Source organism: Vibrio sp. 10N.247.311.12, assembly GCF_041467515.1.
GTDB classification, from domain to species: Bacteria; Pseudomonadota; Gammaproteobacteria; order Enterobacterales; family Vibrionaceae; genus Vibrio; species Vibrio crassostreae_C.
Genome location: NZ_JBFSUV010000041.1, coordinates 18,879 through 34,496, shown reverse-complemented (window position 1 = coordinate 34,496; position 15,618 = coordinate 18,879). Strand labels below are relative to the sequence as shown.

Annotated in this window: 17 protein-coding genes and 1 pseudogene; 13 read left to right on the top strand and 5 right to left on the bottom strand. The window is 45.3% G+C overall.

Features of this window, described 5'->3' with window-relative positions; genetic code table 11:
- The first annotated feature begins 235 nt into the window (after positions 1-235).
- The 5 genes and pseudogenes from AB6E30_RS17210 (at position 236) to AB6E30_RS17190 (ending at position 4,339) form a co-directional block, all read left to right on the top strand.
- Positions 236-1,162, top strand: coding sequence for a glycosyltransferase (locus tag AB6E30_RS17210; protein ID WP_017062218.1), 927 nt, complete (start codon positions 236-238; stop codon positions 1,160-1,162).
- 16 nt (positions 1,163-1,178) lie between these two features.
- Complete coding sequence (locus tag AB6E30_RS17205) at positions 1,179-2,615, top strand: lipopolysaccharide biosynthesis protein (RefSeq protein ID WP_017067059.1); 1,437 nt, start codon at positions 1,179-1,181, stop codon at positions 2,613-2,615.
- Between the two features lie 75 nt (positions 2,616-2,690).
- Positions 2,691-3,008: pseudogene (locus tag AB6E30_RS17200) on the top strand (hypothetical protein).
- Between the two features lie 130 nt (positions 3,009-3,138).
- Positions 3,139-3,753 carry a LysE family translocator gene (locus AB6E30_RS17195; RefSeq protein WP_372104563.1) on the top strand — a complete coding sequence of 205 codons (615 nt, stop codon included), beginning with the start codon at positions 3,139-3,141 and terminating at the stop codon, positions 3,751-3,753.
- A gap of 151 nt (positions 3,754-3,904) precedes the next feature.
- Positions 3,905-4,339, top strand: a complete 435-nt coding sequence (locus AB6E30_RS17190; protein WP_017062214.1) for an N-acetyltransferase — start codon at positions 3,905-3,907, stop codon at positions 4,337-4,339.
- Between the two features lie 74 nt (positions 4,340-4,413).
- On the opposite strand, the gene AB6E30_RS17185 is transcribed toward AB6E30_RS17190, so the two are convergent.
- The 4 genes from AB6E30_RS17185 to AB6E30_RS17170 all read right to left on the bottom strand — a co-directional run bounded on the left by AB6E30_RS17185 (position 4,414) and on the right by AB6E30_RS17170 (position 7,635).
- Positions 4,414-4,881: a DUF3429 domain-containing protein gene (locus AB6E30_RS17185; RefSeq protein WP_017062213.1), complete on the bottom strand. Its 468-nt coding sequence runs from the start codon at positions 4,879-4,881 to the stop codon at positions 4,414-4,416.
- Positions 4,878-5,423: a glutathione peroxidase gene (locus AB6E30_RS17180; RefSeq protein ID WP_372104561.1), complete on the bottom strand. Its 546-nt coding sequence runs from the start codon at positions 5,421-5,423 to the stop codon at positions 4,878-4,880. Before AB6E30_RS17180 ends, AB6E30_RS17185 begins: the two co-directional genes overlap by 4 nt.
- Positions 5,424-5,507: 84 nt before the next feature.
- Entirely contained in the window at positions 5,508-6,851 is a 1,344-nt protein-coding gene (locus tag AB6E30_RS17175; RefSeq protein WP_372072974.1) for an ABC1 kinase family protein, read from the bottom strand.
- Positions 6,852-7,248: 397 nt separating this feature from the next.
- Positions 7,249-7,635, bottom strand: a complete 387-nt coding sequence (locus AB6E30_RS17170; RefSeq protein WP_017062190.1) for a thiol-disulfide oxidoreductase DCC family protein — start codon at positions 7,633-7,635, stop codon at positions 7,249-7,251.
- A 162-nt stretch (positions 7,636-7,797) separates the two neighbouring features.
- Between AB6E30_RS17170 and AB6E30_RS17165 the strand changes: the two genes are divergently transcribed.
- The 6 genes from AB6E30_RS17165 (at position 7,798) to AB6E30_RS17140 (ending at position 12,686) form a co-directional block, all read left to right on the top strand.
- On the top strand, positions 7,798-8,355 hold the full coding sequence (locus AB6E30_RS17165) for a DUF1439 domain-containing protein (protein ID WP_017065247.1): 558 nt from the start codon (positions 7,798-7,800) through the stop codon (positions 8,353-8,355).
- A gap of 224 nt (positions 8,356-8,579) precedes the next feature.
- Complete coding sequence (locus AB6E30_RS17160) at positions 8,580-10,142, top strand: glutamate synthase-related protein (protein WP_229648046.1); 1,563 nt, start codon at positions 8,580-8,582, stop codon at positions 10,140-10,142.
- Positions 10,143-10,467: 325 nt separating this feature from the next.
- Positions 10,468-10,989 (top strand): NADPH-dependent FMN reductase, encoded by a 522-nt coding sequence (locus AB6E30_RS17155; protein ID WP_017062187.1) that lies wholly within the window; start codon positions 10,468-10,470, stop codon positions 10,987-10,989.
- Between the two features lie 164 nt (positions 10,990-11,153).
- Positions 11,154-11,603, top strand: a complete 450-nt coding sequence (gene soxR / locus AB6E30_RS17150) for a redox-sensitive transcriptional activator SoxR (protein ID WP_136982849.1) — start codon at positions 11,154-11,156, stop codon at positions 11,601-11,603.
- 146 nt (positions 11,604-11,749) lie between these two features.
- Positions 11,750-12,130: a VOC family protein gene (locus AB6E30_RS17145; protein WP_017062185.1), complete on the top strand. Its 381-nt coding sequence runs from the start codon at positions 11,750-11,752 to the stop codon at positions 12,128-12,130.
- Between the two features lie 136 nt (positions 12,131-12,266).
- On the top strand, positions 12,267-12,686 hold the full coding sequence (locus tag AB6E30_RS17140; RefSeq protein WP_017071826.1) for a globin: 420 nt from the start codon (positions 12,267-12,269) through the stop codon (positions 12,684-12,686).
- Positions 12,687-12,797: 111 nt separating this feature from the next.
- Here the strand turns inward: AB6E30_RS17140 and AB6E30_RS17135 are convergent, their stop codons facing one another.
- The gene (locus AB6E30_RS17135) at positions 12,798-13,568 is read right to left on the bottom strand and encodes a hypothetical protein (RefSeq protein WP_372104558.1); all 771 of its coding nucleotides are present in this window, start codon (positions 13,566-13,568) and stop codon (positions 12,798-12,800) included.
- Between the two features lie 139 nt (positions 13,569-13,707).
- Between AB6E30_RS17135 and AB6E30_RS17130 the strand changes: the two genes are divergently transcribed.
- Complete coding sequence (locus AB6E30_RS17130) at positions 13,708-14,097, top strand: DUF4345 domain-containing protein (protein WP_017631181.1); 390 nt, start codon at positions 13,708-13,710, stop codon at positions 14,095-14,097.
- Positions 14,098-14,106: 9 nt separating this feature from the next.
- Positions 14,107-15,609: an arylsulfatase gene (locus AB6E30_RS17125; protein ID WP_372104556.1), complete on the top strand. Its 1,503-nt coding sequence runs from the start codon at positions 14,107-14,109 to the stop codon at positions 15,607-15,609.
- The last annotated feature ends 9 nt before the right edge of the window (positions 15,610-15,618 follow it).

Genomic DNA, 15,618 nt, shown 5'->3' with positions numbered 1-15,618 from the left:
TCGTAGCTTTGGAGGGCTTTCTGATTGCTTTTCGAAGGTTACCCCTTAAGAGGTAGCTCGTTTTCTCAAATTGATAATCAAATTGGAGTTGCAGTTTTTTTGAACATCTGTGTTTGGTCGTCATTTTGAGAATGGACGCGTAGGTGGCTGATCTAGATGTGATTTCATAGCAAGACACTCTCGGCATAGAACATGCAACGTCAGCCATATAACGTATAAATCTGAGGGCGTCATTATGGCTAAAGTAAGTGTTGTTATTCCTACCTACAATTGTTTGGATTACCTGCCGAAAGCGATTGGCAGTGTACTAAAGCAGACTCATCAAGATGTTGAGCTGATTGTCATTGACGATAACAGTAACGATGGAACGTCGACGTATCTTGCTTCTATAGACGATGAACGCATTATTACGTTGTCCACATTGGGTGTTGGTGCGCCTCAAGCGAGAAACCTAGGGATTGAAAAGGCGACCGGTGAATACATCGCTTTTTTAGACGCAGACGATTTCTGGTTTCCTGAAAAAATTGAGCGCCAACTCGAATTTCATCAACGTTACCCTGATCTCGCGATGAGCTTTACTAACTACGAGCATCTTACTGAAGATTACCAAGTAATAGTCGACTGCTTTAGTTACTGGTCGCAGTTTCAAGATCAAGATGAGCTGTTCATCAATATCGAGAACCCGTTGGAGTTCATCATAGAAAATAACGTGATTGGAACATCAACGGTCATGGTGAAAGCGGATGTGTTTTCTCAAACAGACAGTTTCAATGCTGACATCAAGTATGGGGAAGATTGGGAACTGTGGCTTCGAATGAGTGAAAACCATCAGATCGGTGTGTTGAACTCGGTGCAGGTTGGCTACTTGATGAGAGCGAGCTCTGTTACCCAAACTGAAAGTCTTAAATTGAGAAATTTGCAGTCTATAGAGACTATTCTTCAACATTACCAAAATGACAGTCAACGATGGAATCTACCCACTTCTAGCTTCAAAATCGCAAAGGCGAGAATACTGGAAGGTTATGCTGACTATTATCGAGGTTTACAACAGAATAGACAGGCTATTGCCTACAGTTTCCGTTCTTTGGTCATGTCACCTCAAAAACGCACATTGCGACACCTAATTGGAGACTGTAAAAGTTTCCTAAAGCCAGCTTGGTAAGGAAAAGGTGACGACTATGGGTTCTTTAAAGCAGTCGGCTTACTACGCCATCGGTATATTAATGATGAAAGGGATTTCATTGGTGATGATCCCGTACATTACGCACAATATGACGTTGGCAGAGTATGGTTCCTTAGAAGCCATTGTCTTGCTGGCAGACATTGGGACGATATTGTTCAGCTTCGGTATTGTCGATGCCATGTATCGTTATGTGGGTGTCGCCGAAGGTGATGAAAAGCAAAAGCTCGTCTCGAACTGCTTCACATTGAGCGTGCTGGTGTGCGTGCTTGGGGGCGCCTTGATTGCCCTCAGTATGCCGTTGTTAATCTTAATGTTGCCAGTTGAATTCCAGCCTTACCAGATACTGCTTCTGCTTATTCCTACCATGCTCGATGGGGCGATTTCTATCCCGCTAACGCTGATGCGTATGAACGCGATGGCGAAACGTTTTTGCATGCTCAATGTGTTGAAAGCCGGTGTTCAAGCCATCATGACTTTTGTTTTGCTTGAGGCTGGATACGGTATAGATGGCGTGTTGATTTCAGCTGCGGTATCCAGTGTGTTGCTAATGGTTTGTTTAGTGCGTTATCAATGGCAAGAGATGGGATCTTTTGGTTGCTTCAAATACTCGGCGAAGATCTTAAAATTCGGACTGCCCGTTCTGGTTGGCGGTGCATCAATGTATATGATCATGGGGCTCGACCGCTGGGTAATGGCAAGCTTCGTCGGTGTCGAAGAACTCGCGATTTATGCGGTTAGCGGAAAGTTCGCGTTGATTCTTGGTCTGTTGTTGCAGCCTTACGCGCTTTGGTGGTTTCCAAACCGTGTGGCGATGCTTCAACAGCCGGGTGGCAGTAAGATGTGTGCCGATAGGGCGTTAGTCGGAGTGAACCTCGCCATTGTTTTAGGTTCGTTGATGATTCTAACGGTACCCGGATTTATTTCTCTCATTTTACCGAGCAGTTATCATTACGCGGGGGCCATTGTTGTTGCGCTGCTTGCGATTAGCGTTATCAAAAATGCAGGTGATTATCTTAACCTTGGTTGTTTCAGTGGCGATTCGAGTCAATCTCAAATGTGGATTCAAGGTGGATGTGCGGTCTTGGCGGCCATTGGTTATTTCACAGTGACGCCTATTTATGGCGTGTGGGGTGTTGTCGCGGTTCTTTGTGCAACTTATGTTGTGCGGCTCATGCTTCTGTATGTTGTAAGCCAAGCGATGGAACAATTACCTTATGAACACAGCAAGTGGGTAACCGCAGTTAGCATCGCATTAGTAGCGATAGCGAGTGATCAACTTCTGGGATTGGTGTTGGTTGATGTCCATGACTTTATTCTTGGATCGGCTGTTGGTGTAATCGCGCTGGTGGCCTTTGTTAAATACTCAGTGATCGTTGTCCCGCAAGCTCTGCTCGACAAGTTGATGCTGGGTAAGCAGTCTCACGCAAATTAAAATAAAACACTGTTCATAATGTGTGAGATTCGATAGTATTTATAAATTCAATGAATGCCATCAATGGAAAGATACATGAACAAGTGGATTGTGCTCTCAGCTCTATTCTCAACCTTATCGTACGCTTCGTCTGAATTGTCTAACCACGACGTACTCACTCAGCACTTTGACGTTCCTGAAGCTATCTCCTTAGAAAATTAAAACAGGGTATGTAATAGCCTTGTTTGTAGTTCGGTGTCTGCGCCAAAATCTGTTCCTGCTGTTGGCGACTTCCCAGAGCGAGAATCAAACCCAACGATAGATACAATTGCGAGCGCTATCTATTTCGTCGGTGAGATTGGTGTCGCCGAAAATCTAGCGACACCCGAGTACGAACAGTTTTTTGAGAACTGATTGAAAATTTACTGTATAGATTTGGTGCTTATTTTTTATGCAGTTACAAAAGATATGAAATGCTGTTATAAACGATAAGACCTTGTTTAAGGATTTTATAATCACGGCATTTGGCAATTAGGAAGCACCAATGGAAATCTGGAAGTTACTGCTGTTTATCCCCGCTTGTTTTGCGCTCAACATGACTCCGGGCCCAAACAATTTGTTATCAATGAACAACGCCCGTTGTTACGGATTTCAGGCCGCCTTTGTCGCAGGCCTAGGAAGAATCCTCGCTTTTTCTGGCATGATTGCTTTGGCTGCATCTGGCTTAGCGGTTGTGCTTTATACTTCTGAAACGCTGTTTTTCCTGATCAAACTATTTGGCGCGATGTATCTGTTGTGGATCGCGTTCAACCTATGGCGCTCACACGCCAGTCCGGTCGTGGATATCGAACGAAATAAGAATTGGTTTGGTCTGTTTAAACAAGAATTTGCACTCGCTGCTAGCAATCCAAAAGCGATACTCATTTTCACTGCATTCCTTCCTCAATTTGTCGATGTTTCAGCGAACGTAAATACTCAATTCTTTGTTTTAGGTAGCACCTTTCTAGTGTTAGAAATGCTCGCGATATCGATCTACGCGGCATTTGGCTTATACCTCAGAAACTGGTTCTCTAAGCCACAAATGGCAAAACGTTTCAACAAAGCGTGCTCGGTTTTTCTTGCGTTATCTGGCGCAAATTTGTTGGTTATTCGACAGTAAAACATAAGTAACCTAATCTACTCCTCAGGCGTTAGTTAAGTGGCATCTTCGTTAAGGTAGTTCGTAAGCCTTTAGGCTGTTGATATATTGTTAATAGCACCTTTGAGTTTGCATGTTTAAACTTGAGGTTCGGTTTAAATGAGGTCTATCTATGAATGTTGTTTGTGCGGAAAAACAAGAACTGGCTGATATCTACCAGCTTGAACATGCTTTGTTTGGCGCTCACGCCTATCCGCTGTTTTTCTTTCGTCAGGCCTTTGATTGCTGGGGAAAAGGTTTATTGGTTGCTAAGCAAGACTCAAAGATTGCTGGCTATGCCTTAACGACAACCACAGACAAGCAGAATGAGTTTTGGGTCCTATCATTGGCTGTAGACCAGAATTATCGTGGCATGGGAGTTGGCCGGAAACTGATGCAACAGGCGGTTGAGCAGTTGCCTCGAGATGCTAGGCTTTTGCTCACTGTAGACCCAAATAACACATCGGCTCGTGCGCTTTATGCATCGATGGGGTTCGTTACCATCAAGCAAGAAGACAACTACTTTGGTGATGATGAGCCGAGGTTAGTGATGAAGCTCATCATCTAGATTGTTGCTAACGGTTTTTAACAAAGGCGCTTAACTAAATCAAAGGCTCACACTTCAAAGACAATCTCGTAGCTCTAGGTTAGCATCACGATACCGTGCATTAACACGACACTAGAGGTCAGCCGAGTCCTCATATCAAAGTAGCCATCAGGACCTTGGCTCTGGTTCTCTTCTCTCATCGTCCTTTCAGCTCGCCAAACCGCAATATAACCAAAGATGAGAATCAGAGTTGTCACTAGCTCTTTTTGTTCGCCAAGCAATACTGCCAGCCAAGCGATGAGCACAATCGCGTTGCTTATTAGCAGTGCTTTGTTACTTGATTGGCTTTCAAAGTTTTCGATGCCATTTGCCCACAAGATCCCTGAAAGAAAACTCAAAATTGCCACGCTGTAGGTGATGAACAGCGTTTCACCGCTTATCCCCATAAATTGGCTGTCGGTGAGCGAAAGGAGAAGACCGAATAAAAACGGAATTAACCCCATGTACCCCAGTTTGGCCATGGTGTTACGGGTTTGAGTTGTTGCCATGTAATCCGCCTTCATAACTGCTGCTCAATCGCGTTTTTGAGCGTGGCACTCACTGGAGATGTGGAGCTAGGGAAGGTGGCGACGACTTTACCTTCTTTACTGATCAAGAATTTGTAAAAGTTCCATTTAGGCGTTACGCCCGCTTGCTGTTGTATCTCTGTAAACACGGGGTTGGCGTTGCTACCAGACAGTGAAGCTCGCGCCATCATTGGGAAGGTCACGCCATAGTCTAGGTAACAAACCTTTGCCGTCTTCTCTTCGCTTCCCTTGTCTTGGCGAAAATCATTACTTGGGAAACCGATAACCGTGAAGCCTTGGTCTTTGTAGGTTTGATGAAGTTGCTCGAGTTGCTCAAACTGCGGAGTGAAGCCACATTGGCTCGCTGTATTTACCACCAATAGAGTTTTGCCTTGAAACTCATCGCACAAGGCGATTTCTTCGGTTGAGTTTAACAAGCGCTGTTTGCCATTAAGTATTTCGGGACATCTCGCTGCAAAGGCGATGGAACTCGTGAGGCTTGTAATCAGTGCGGTTGAGCAAAGTAGTGAACATTTCATAGGGTTGGCTCATTTTAGTTGGCGTAATGGTTATTACTCTTGAGCACGATGAAATGATCACTTTGCGTATTATTTACTGTCTCATTAACTCGCGCTTTTAGTTGTGCTTTTGCTCTCTGAGATAAGATATGGAGCGACCAAGCGACTGATATTCACTTTTGCACCAAGGCGAGCCGCCAATAGATACATGCCACCAATTTTTCGGTGCAGGAACAGCGCATCGGCGGGCGGCGTATGCCAATACTCTTGTTCCATGCTCAAAATGGTGCCTGCTTCACGAAGCCTTTGTGCCAATCCACTGGCTTTGAAGTCGTACTCTTCGTCAACTAACATCGGCTCACAGGCCATCTTCACTAGATTTAGAATCGCTTGGCGTTGTTCGGGAAGAATTGTCTCGCTAAAGAATCCTATTTGCTCTAAAGCTCGGTTGAGCACTTGCTCATCGTTGTTAATGACAGAGGAAAAGGCCAAGCGATAACCCTCGCTGAAGCGGTCACTGTATTCACGTGTTGCTCCGAAATCTAACAAGCCAATTTGTCGGGTGTTTTCAACGTAAAGGTAGTTGGCGAAATTGGGATCGGTTTGCACCATCTTAAAGTCGAACAACTCTCTGAATAGAAGCTCAAGCAAGCTGTGCATCACAAAGTCACGGGTGTCTTGGTCGTAACTTTCTATCTGTTCTATAGAGACGCCTTCGATGAAGTCCATGGCGAGCACGGATTCTGAAGAGACTTGCGGATGAATCTTAGGTACGACGAAGTGAGAGTGCTCTTTTAATGCATTGTGATAACGAGTTGCATAGCCAGCCTCTCGAGCGTAGTCCGCTTCATCATGGAGCTGTTTTTTTGCCTCTTCTAACAAGCCTTTGTAGTCGACCGACTTTGGTATCAAGCCAACAATGTTGAGCAGTGTGCCGACGTTGTCCACATCACTGTCGATGCTTTTTCGAATGCCTGGGTATTGGACTTTGACGGCGAGTTTGTCCCCAGCATCACTATAGGCTTGGTGAACTTGTCCGATAGATGCACTGGCGATCGGTTTAAAATTGAAGGACAGGAATTCGGTTTTCCAATGGTTCCCGAGCGAGCTTTCTAACACTTGATTGAGCTGTTTTGTTGGCAGTGGATCGGCATCGGAGCGCAGGCGAGAGAGAATGTCGGCTAACTCTGGTTCTAAGATATCACCCGCATCCATTGATAGCATCTGTCCTAACTTCATAGCCGCACCGCGCAGGTGTGCGAGTTGATCGGTCAGGCGAGCAATGTTTTGTGGCGTTAACAGTAAGTCTTTTGCTTTGGGCCTGTTGCCTTGTGCAATTTGTTTGGTGCCTTCCGTTAGCACGTTACCCGCGACTCTTGTCGCCAACGAAGCGAACTTACTGAATCTAGAAATTCGATGTGTGGGAAGGTTTCTCTCTTTTGCCGACATAAAGGTTCTCTCTGGGAATCAGGGTTGATACCAATCGTAGTAAATAACTGTTCACCCTAGCTTGTTAAAAATCTCGATAAAGTCGTTAGATTTTTTGATTGTAGAATAACTACTTATCTAAACTTCTTGTCGAAAAGAGCCGCCTTGTTCTCAAGCTTTTTTCCTGCGCTATTTCTTGACACTTACCTACTGTGATTGGTATGACTACAAAGTTCTATCAATCATTACACAACCGTATGTTTTGTTGTGCTAACTTGTCGCGTGGAACAGTAAACAGAATTAAAAGGACAAAGCATGAAATTTATTTGGTTGAAAGTGGCCGTTACGGTATTGGTGTTCGCAGCCCTATTTGGCATCGTTTACTACAAAGTCGCCAGCGGCATGTCTTAACTCAACACTATTTTGTGCAGCTGTTACCGTTGCAACGTGATTTTCCGGTTAGCCAAAACGAAATCTTATATCGATTTTTGGCAAACCGTAGATAACACCAATCTGCCATTGGCTTAAAAATCGCCCAACGTAACGGGGCATACAGCCAACCCTTTCCTACTAGCTTCCACGCTTGGTAAGTCACGTCTAAACCGAGCAGCAGCTTTCCGTTTTCGTCCAGTGCATGCAAGATTGTATTGGCTGCCTCGGCATCTATTTGCGGGTAGTTTGAAAACGCTTCACTGTAGATATCGACGGTCTGGATCTGATCTTTGGAATCAGACTTAGTCAGTGCTGCCATCTCTTTTGCACAAAGTGGACAGGTTCCATCGTAAAATATCGTTAATGCAGTCATTGTTTTCCTTACTATTTTCGTCAATTCTCATTGATACGACATCACCATTTAGGTGGATCATTCTGCCCAGTTATCCGACACTGTTATTGTGACAACCAATTTACAGTATCATCTCGAGGTAACATCCGTTCCATGCATTTAAAAAATAAGAGCCTATCTCCAATGACAACAAAGTTAATGAACCGTTTGATTATAGCTGTGACAGCCCTGATGCTCAGTGGTTGTGTTAGCTACAGCATTACCGAGCAAGAAATGACGAAGTACCTTGAAGACTCAGTGATGCTAGAACAAGAGGTTGGTGTACAAAGTGTGATGTACGCACAAGTGGCTGTGGATGATCTAGAAGTGCAAATTGGTCGAGCCGATGCACAACGCGTGTCCGTGTTGGCGAATACCAATGCAAAAGTTCAAGTGTTCAATATGCCTAATATGGGGTTGGATTTAGACTTAGAGTTCAGCGCGATTCCCGAATACGACAAGGAGAGTGGCGAGGTGTATCTAAAGTCGCTGCGACTAGAGCGCTTTGAAGAAAAAGGCAAACAGCTTTCGCCTGAAATAGAGACACTACTCAAACCAGCTGTATCGATGATAGGTTTTGCTTTGTCCCAGTCTCCGGTTTACAAACTCGACAGCAACAAGGTTCAAGAGTCGTTGATTAAGTCATCGGAACCCAATCTAGTGATTAAAGACAATAAATTGGTTATCGAATTGTTTGATTAACCCTCAGTGCATTAGTTTTGACTAAGCTCTCACCCATAATGGCTGCCTACTAGGTAGCCATTTTTGTTTGAGCTCAGTCGGTCATGACTGTTTTTAGTCGGTTTACTCACCTTGTCTATCAGTCTCATTTATTGAATTCGCTGGGTATCTCACCTTTACTTTACTCTTGTGAGCAAGTCATCGCTTCAGTCATCAAATCATAAGAAAGAAAAGGTGAGCGAACTATGAAGAGTCCAGTAATTGCGGATAACAAACCCGTTAAAGTAGAGCTGACGAAGGGAGAGAAGTATTACTTCTGTACCTGTGGGAAGTCGAAAAACCAACCGTTTTGTGACGGTTCTCATGCTGGTACGGGGTTCAAACCGAAAAGCTTTGTCGCCGAAGAGAGCGGAGACGCCTACCTTTGTCGCTGTAAGTATTCCAACAACCTTCCTTTCTGCGATGGCACTCATAAACAGTTCACAGCGGAACAAGTTGGGCAAGAAGGCCCGGAGGTTCACATTCAAGCGGCTGCGCCAGATTTGTCGCCAGCTGCGAGCGCAACCAAAGAAGAACCTACCGTCGAGTTTATTCATCAACTGGCGCGTGATGGTTTATCCAAGGTTGGACATCATGGGCCAATGACCTCCATGGGCGTTCCAAGACATCTATTGCCTCACTGGGACGATATTCAAGTGATGGTCGCGCAAATGGCCACCAAGCCTTTGCTGGAGAATGTGCCCGTTGGAACTGAACTGATTATTGGCCCCAAAGCGAAGAAGCCACTCAAATTGGACATCTCTTTGTTTGTGTCTGATATGAGTTTTGGCTCGCTATCTGAAGAAGCAAAAGTCTCATTGGCGAAAGGTGCCGAACTCGCAGGGACGGGTATCTGCTCCGGTGAGGGCGGTATGTTACCCGAAGAGCAAGCGGCGAACTCTCGCTACTTTTATGAATTAGCCAGTGCTCAGTTTGGTTACGATGAAGCTAAGCTCAAAAACGTTCAAGCCTTCCACTTTAAAGGCGGGCAGGGTGCCAAAACCGGAACGGGCGGGCACTTACCGGGCGCGAAGAACATAGGCAAGATCGCGGAGGTGCGTGGCATTGAAGCGGGCACGGCAGCGATTTCTCCACCCACCTTTGTCGACCTTAACACGGTCGAGGATTTTAAAAAGTTCGCCGACCGTGTTCGAGAGGTGACAGGCGGTATCCCGATTGGCTTTAAGTTAAGTGCCAATCACATCGAAGAAGACATTCAGTTCGCGCTTGATGCCAGTGCCGATTACATCATCTTAGATGGGCGTGGTGGCGGTACAGGGGCGGCGCCAGAAATGTTCCGTGACCATATCAGTGTTCCCACTATTCCAGCACTCGCTCGCGCTAGAGCGTATCTCGATAAACAAGGGGTCAGTGACAGAGTCACATTGATCATCACGGGCGGCTTGCGCGTGCCGATGGATTTCGTAAAAGCGATGGCGCTTGGTGCTGATGGTGTCGCTATCTCAAACAGTGCCATGCAGTCGATAGGTTGTGTGGCGGCGAGAATGTGTAACACCAATAATTGCCCTGCTGGTATTGCAACTCAAAAAGCCGATTTACGTCAGCGTTTGAATGTCGAGAAAGCATCGAACCAGCTTAAGAACTTCTTTGAAGCCTCGACAGAATTAATGCAAGTGATGGCGAGGGCATGTGGGCATGATCATTTGAATCAATTTAACCCTCATGATTTGGCAACATGGAATCGCGAAATGGCCGAGCTATCCGGTGTCGCTTACTCTGGTGTCTGTCCATTAAATCACTTTAAGTAAATAATACTTCGATAAAGCACACTCAATATATTTTGGGTGTGCTGACTTTTTCCTGTGTAATGCCAACCTATGTTAAACTTTTCATAATCAACTGCTTTATAAGTGTTTTTAAACTATTTCCTATATTTTGAAAATATCGCTTTACCTCAAGTTAACTTGAGGTTTTATCATCATCCCCAATCTAAAAACACAATCTATCACCTTGTCGCCTAGTGCAGGTTTTGATGTTATCAAACAGACGTTACGAATCTTCAGTTATGAATTTTGAGCTCCGTAATTGAAGTCATGAGTGCAAAAAGGTGAGAAAAATGAACAAGGATCAACAATGAAAGTATTAGCGATTGGCGCGACCAACAGTACAACATCAATTAATCAACAACTTGCAGCGTACACCGCAGGTTTAGTCGAAGGCGCGCAAGTCGAGGTGCTCGACCTTAATGATTTCGAGATGCCAATTTACAGCGAGAAAAGAGAGCAAGATTCAGGTGTTCATCAACACGCTCAACGCTTTTTTAGCAAGATTGGCGAAGCAGATGCTGTGGTCATCTCTTTTGCAGAGTATAACGGCTCATACACCGCAGCCTTTAAGAATGTGTTTGATTGGACATCACGAATCGACATGAAAGTGTACCAAGGCAAACCTGTTGTGATGCTCTCCACATCACCAGGCCCAGGCGGCGCAAACTCTGTGTTGTCGTCTGCGGTAAATTCGGCACCTTACTTTGATGCAGATGTGAAGGGGTCGATGTCGGTGCCAAGTTTCTACGACAACTTTAATGTAGAAACGGGTGAGATCATCAATGCCGAAATGGCCGAGAGCCTGAAATCGATCATGAGTCAGATTTAGAGAGCGAGAACACCACAATAAAACAAAGCAGCCATGTTCACGATTGCTTTTCATTGCGCCCGTTGTCAAAGTTTAAGGACATTAATTGGTTAAGGTAACAATAGGTCGCTACTATAAAGTTAAAGTAAGCTTTAAATATTTATGATCTCAAGGATAGTGTCGTAATGAGAAACATCGTATACCTCACCATAGGCCAGTTGGCTGAGCGCAGTGGCGTGGCTCCTTCGGCGTTACGTTTTTACGAAACCAAGGGGTTGATTGCTTCGATTCGTACTAACGGAAATCAGCGCCGTTATCAGTCGGCGATGTTGAGACGAATTGCGTTGATCCAAGTCGCGCAGTCGATAGGCTTCACGCTGGAAGAGATCACCAAAGAATTATCGACACTGCCGATGAACCATACCGCGACTAAGCGAGATTGGGAGCGCGTTGCTAAGAAGTGGCAGGGGCAACTCGACAGTAAAATGGCGCAGATTAAATCGCTACAAGAGAACTTAACCGGCTGTATCGGTTGCGGATGCTTGAGTATGCAAAAGTGCAACTTGCTAAATCCTGATGATATCTTGCATGACCAAGGGCAGGGCGCACAACGAATTGTTGAACAGACTAACTGAGTTCCCGAAAGGCATGGAACAGCGAACTAAGTTTCAGGTGTTTGCTCAATGGGTTAAGCAACAGTTGTGACCGAATAGCGTGCCTAGACAAACACGAATTATAGGTCTAGTTTAGATGGTTCTTTCAATAAAAGAAGAGGTTAGTTATGTTCAGCCATGTTTTTCTCGGTACCGATGATATTGAACGCGCGAAGGCTTTTTATGACCCAATCATGAAAGTGCTTGGTTATAGCGAAGGCTCTGTTGATCCCAAAGGGCGCTGTGTTTACGTTAGCCAAACGGGTGTGTTGGGCTTAACGAAGCCGATTGATGGTCAGCCTGCGACTCACGGCAACGGTATGACGGTGGGTTTTCTTGCGTCTTCTCCTGAAGTTGTAGATGAGTGGCATCGAGTTGGCGTCGAAAATGGCGGTACCAGCATTGAAAATGGCCCCGGAGCGAGAGGTTCTGACGAGCGTCGCTTGTACATGGCTTATTTGCGAGATCCTGATGGAAACAAGATTTGTGCAACGCACTTTATGCCGTAGTTTACGTTATGCCATCGTTCATTTTATGCCACAGTGGCGTATACTTAGATCATATTGATGGTTCGGAGTTGGCTAAGTTGCGGCTCTGGACTTGTTAGCTTCCCGATAACTCAAAATTTTGCAAAGGACTGGCTAGATGAAACCGAACGAACTGTTTTATGAAAGTTTTGAGCGCTGCCGGATTGACCAAGAATTTCTCGAAACGTTTTTGGCTGATTTTTGCGAGCATAACCCAAGGTTTTCAGAACGTTTTGAAAATATAGGGTTAGAGCAACAAACCAAGATGCTTAAAGCCTCGATCATTCTTATCTATAACTCTGCTGGTCTACCAAGCGTGCGTAACTCAGTAAAGAAATTGGGTAAAAGGCATAAAGACCTAGGGCTGGATATTTCCGAGATTGAGCTCAACGAGTGGTTCAATTCGTTACTCAATACAGTTAAAAAATATGACCCTCACTACGATGAAAGCGTCGAACAAGCTTGGACAGAAACTCTCGAGGCCGGCTTAACTATCATGAAGAAAGAGTGCGTAGTTCCAAACACTGTGAATAACTAGGTCGTTGATGGGTAGTTTTGCTTGTTCGTTAGTTAAAACCGGCATTAACTCTTGAAAGATTGACATTGTCAGGTAAGCCTAACGATATCAGGCTTACCTCTTATTGTTTGACTAGAAATGAGCAGCCCAACCAATCAGGAACCCTTGCGATGCGGTATCGTATTCAAAGGTGCCCTTGTTTTCGTAATCAACCCAGGTCGATTTGTAGGCAACATTTAAGTCAGACCAACTGTTTATGTGGTATCGCACGCCAGTTAGCAGAGATGAAGTAAAGTTGGTGTCACTGCCAAGCCCCGCATCAATAGCTGCGTGAAATTTCCAATCCTTATTGATCTGCGTTATCCATCTCACACCTATTTGGTAGTCAACCCAATCTTCATCGAGTGATCGGTCTGTACTTAGCTTACCACCTGAACCGTAAAGCTTGGCATCAATGTCGTTATCCCACCAACGAAGCCCAAACAGATAATCAATCGAGCCAAAGTCGTATTGGTAGCGCTTAAACCCCTTCACATCTAAAACACCTTGTCGGATATCAAGATTGCCTTTCAATACCTCTAGGTTGCTACCTAAAACTGAGTTCGTTTTTCCGCTTAACTTCATGAAGCTGTAGTCAATGTAATAGCCCCACTGATTGTCATAGATACCCTCTAAACGCACCATTGCGGTCATATCAAGATGATCCATGATGAATGCAGGATCCACATCGACATCAGCAGACAAATCACCAATGGTACTGTCTCCGCGGATATTGAGTGCGAGCGCGTAAATTTCGAAGCTATGTTGCCACTTTTTTGTATCCGCTTGTTCGTTTGCTTCCTGAGCATTTACGGTTGAACTGGCAGCCAATGCTGATGCGAGTAGGTAACGCCATTTAGCCATATTGATATCCCTATATTCGATGTGAAACTGCGTCTTAGTGAATGAGTGGATCTTTGATTTACTTTGCTTATATGCAACTTGTATATCCCTGATTGTAGACTATGTTTTTTTTAAAGAGCCAAATTTTGAGAGTAAGGGTATGAAGCCACAAAGTATTTTCTTGTTAGTCGCTGTTGTGGGACTAACACCTATTGCGCTGTCTTATGGCTATGCGCCAGTTGTCTCTCTTGATTACCTTTTTGGGATCGATGCTAGCCCCATTAATGTGACTCATATCTTTCGTGCAGTGATGGGGCTTTATTTGGCTCTGGCGTTGTTTTGGGTGTTTGGCGCACTGTTCAAAAAGTATCGACTGCCAGCGCTCTATAGTTTGGTGGTATTCATGTTGGGTTTGGCTGCCGGACGAGTCATCAGTTTGGTGGTGGATGGCATGCCGCATTGGCTACTTTTCGTCTATCTGATCTTGGAACTGGGCTTTGGCTTAGTCGGTTTAAAAATGATTCATAACGAGCAATCTGAAACAGTATAAGGACATTCTATGAAAAGGATTTTCCACCTTGTTGTGATGAGTGTGTTGAGTAGCTTTTCGCTATCGGCATGGTCAGCACAAGAGCAACCGAATATTTTTGTTATCTTCACGGATGATATTGGGATCTCAAACCTGAGTGCTTATCACAATGGTGTGATGAGTAGTGAAACACCAAACATCGATAGTATTGCTGAAAAGGGCATGTTACTGACTGATTATTACGCTCAACCCTCTTGTACGGCGGGGCGTTCCGCATTCTTAACGGGTCAACTTCCTGTTCGAACAGGCATGCACTCAGTTGGGTTACCGGGTGGCCCAGTTGGTTTAAGTGCCGACACGCCAACGCTTCCTGAGGTTCTTAAAACCATGGGTTATGTCACGGGGCAGTTTGGTAAAAACCACCTTGGTGATCGAGATGAATTCTTGCCGACAATGCACGGCTTCGATGAGTATTGGGGCTGGTTGTATCACCTGAATGCGATGGAATACACCGAAGATCCAGACTGGCCAAAAGACGGTTCGTTGGATGCTTTTGCGCCTCGCAATGTGATTTACGCGAAATCCGATGGCAAAGGCGGACAAACCATTGAAGACGATGGCGCGCTAACTATCGAGCGTATGCGCACACTAGATGATGAAGTAAATAAGCACGCGATCAACTTCATCGAAAGGGCGGTTGAAGCGGATAAGCCATTTTTCACTTGGTACTGTCCATCACGCGGTCACGTTTGGACGCACCTGTCACCTGAATACGAAGCGATGCTCGGTCAAAACGGTTGGGGACTCCAAGAAGTGGTCATGAAAGATCTTGATGATCACGTCGGTGAGATGATGGCGAAGATGGAAGAACTCGGTATTGCTGACAACACCATCATCATTTTCACCGCCGATAACGGCCCAGAGATCATGACTTGGCCAGATGGCGGTATGACACCTTATCACGGTGAGAAAGGCACAACTTGGGAAGGTGGCGTAAGAGCCCCTGCATTGGTTAGCTGGCCGGGTAAAATCCCAGCGGGTACTGTAGGCAATGGCATCTTTGATGGTATGGATTGGTTACCCACTCTTGTCGCTGCGGCTGGTGGTCCAACGGATCTAAAAGAAAAACTGCTGAAAGGTCACGATGGCTTTAAAGCGCACCTTGATGGTTACAACCAAGTGGATATGCTGACCGAGAAAGGCGAGTCAAACCGTAAAGAGATCTACTACTACGAACGAGACAAGCTGCAAGCGGTTCGTGTTGGTGATTGGAAGGCGCATTTCATCGTGCAAAACCACGGTTGGAGTGGCCCTAAAGAAGAGCTAAACGCACCATTGCTGTTTAACTTACGTCGTGACCCATACGAGCGAGCGGCGGAAGAGTCGGGCATGTACCTAAAATGGATGGGACAAAAAATGTGGGCATTTGGCCCGGCACAAGCGGCTGTCCAACAACATCTAGCAACCTTCCAAGAGTGGCCTCCAGTGACGCCTGACTCTCCGGCAGAGAAGACCGGTGGTGTAGGTAACTAGTTAAATATC

Excerpts from the sequence above, each read along its gene's own strand:
- AB6E30_RS17210 (WP_017062218.1), top strand. The coding sequence starts at position 236 with ATGGCTAAAGTAAGTGTTGTTATTCCTACCTACAATTGTTTGGATTAC.
- AB6E30_RS17205 (WP_017067059.1), top strand. The coding sequence starts at position 1,179 with ATGGGTTCTTTAAAGCAGTCGGCTTACTACGCCATCGGTATATTAATG.
- AB6E30_RS17195 (WP_372104563.1), top strand. The coding sequence starts at position 3,139 with ATGGAAATCTGGAAGTTACTGCTGTTTATCCCCGCTTGTTTTGCGCTC.
- AB6E30_RS17190 (WP_017062214.1), top strand. The coding sequence starts at position 3,905 with ATGAATGTTGTTTGTGCGGAAAAACAAGAACTGGCTGATATCTACCAG.
- AB6E30_RS17185 (WP_017062213.1), bottom strand. The coding sequence starts at position 4,881 with ATGAAGGCGGATTACATGGCAACAACTCAAACCCGTAACACCATGGCC.
- AB6E30_RS17180 (WP_372104561.1), bottom strand. The coding sequence starts at position 5,423 with ATGAAATGTTCACTACTTTGCTCAACCGCACTGATTACAAGCCTCACG.
- AB6E30_RS17175 (WP_372072974.1), bottom strand. The coding sequence starts at position 6,851 with ATGTCGGCAAAAGAGAGAAACCTTCCCACACATCGAATTTCTAGATTC.
- AB6E30_RS17170 (WP_017062190.1), bottom strand. The coding sequence starts at position 7,635 with ATGACTGCATTAACGATATTTTACGATGGAACCTGTCCACTTTGTGCA.
- AB6E30_RS17165 (WP_017065247.1), top strand. The coding sequence starts at position 7,798 with ATGACAACAAAGTTAATGAACCGTTTGATTATAGCTGTGACAGCCCTG.
- AB6E30_RS17160 (WP_229648046.1), top strand. The coding sequence starts at position 8,580 with ATGAAGAGTCCAGTAATTGCGGATAACAAACCCGTTAAAGTAGAGCTG.
- AB6E30_RS17155 (WP_017062187.1), top strand. The coding sequence starts at position 10,468 with ATGAAAGTATTAGCGATTGGCGCGACCAACAGTACAACATCAATTAAT.
- soxR (WP_136982849.1), top strand. The coding sequence starts at position 11,154 with ATGAGAAACATCGTATACCTCACCATAGGCCAGTTGGCTGAGCGCAGT.
- AB6E30_RS17145 (WP_017062185.1), top strand. The coding sequence starts at position 11,750 with ATGTTCAGCCATGTTTTTCTCGGTACCGATGATATTGAACGCGCGAAG.
- AB6E30_RS17140 (WP_017071826.1), top strand. The coding sequence starts at position 12,267 with ATGAAACCGAACGAACTGTTTTATGAAAGTTTTGAGCGCTGCCGGATT.
- AB6E30_RS17135 (WP_372104558.1), bottom strand. The coding sequence starts at position 13,568 with ATGGCTAAATGGCGTTACCTACTCGCATCAGCATTGGCTGCCAGTTCA.
- AB6E30_RS17130 (WP_017631181.1), top strand. The coding sequence starts at position 13,708 with ATGAAGCCACAAAGTATTTTCTTGTTAGTCGCTGTTGTGGGACTAACA.
- AB6E30_RS17125 (WP_372104556.1), top strand. The coding sequence starts at position 14,107 with ATGAAAAGGATTTTCCACCTTGTTGTGATGAGTGTGTTGAGTAGCTTT.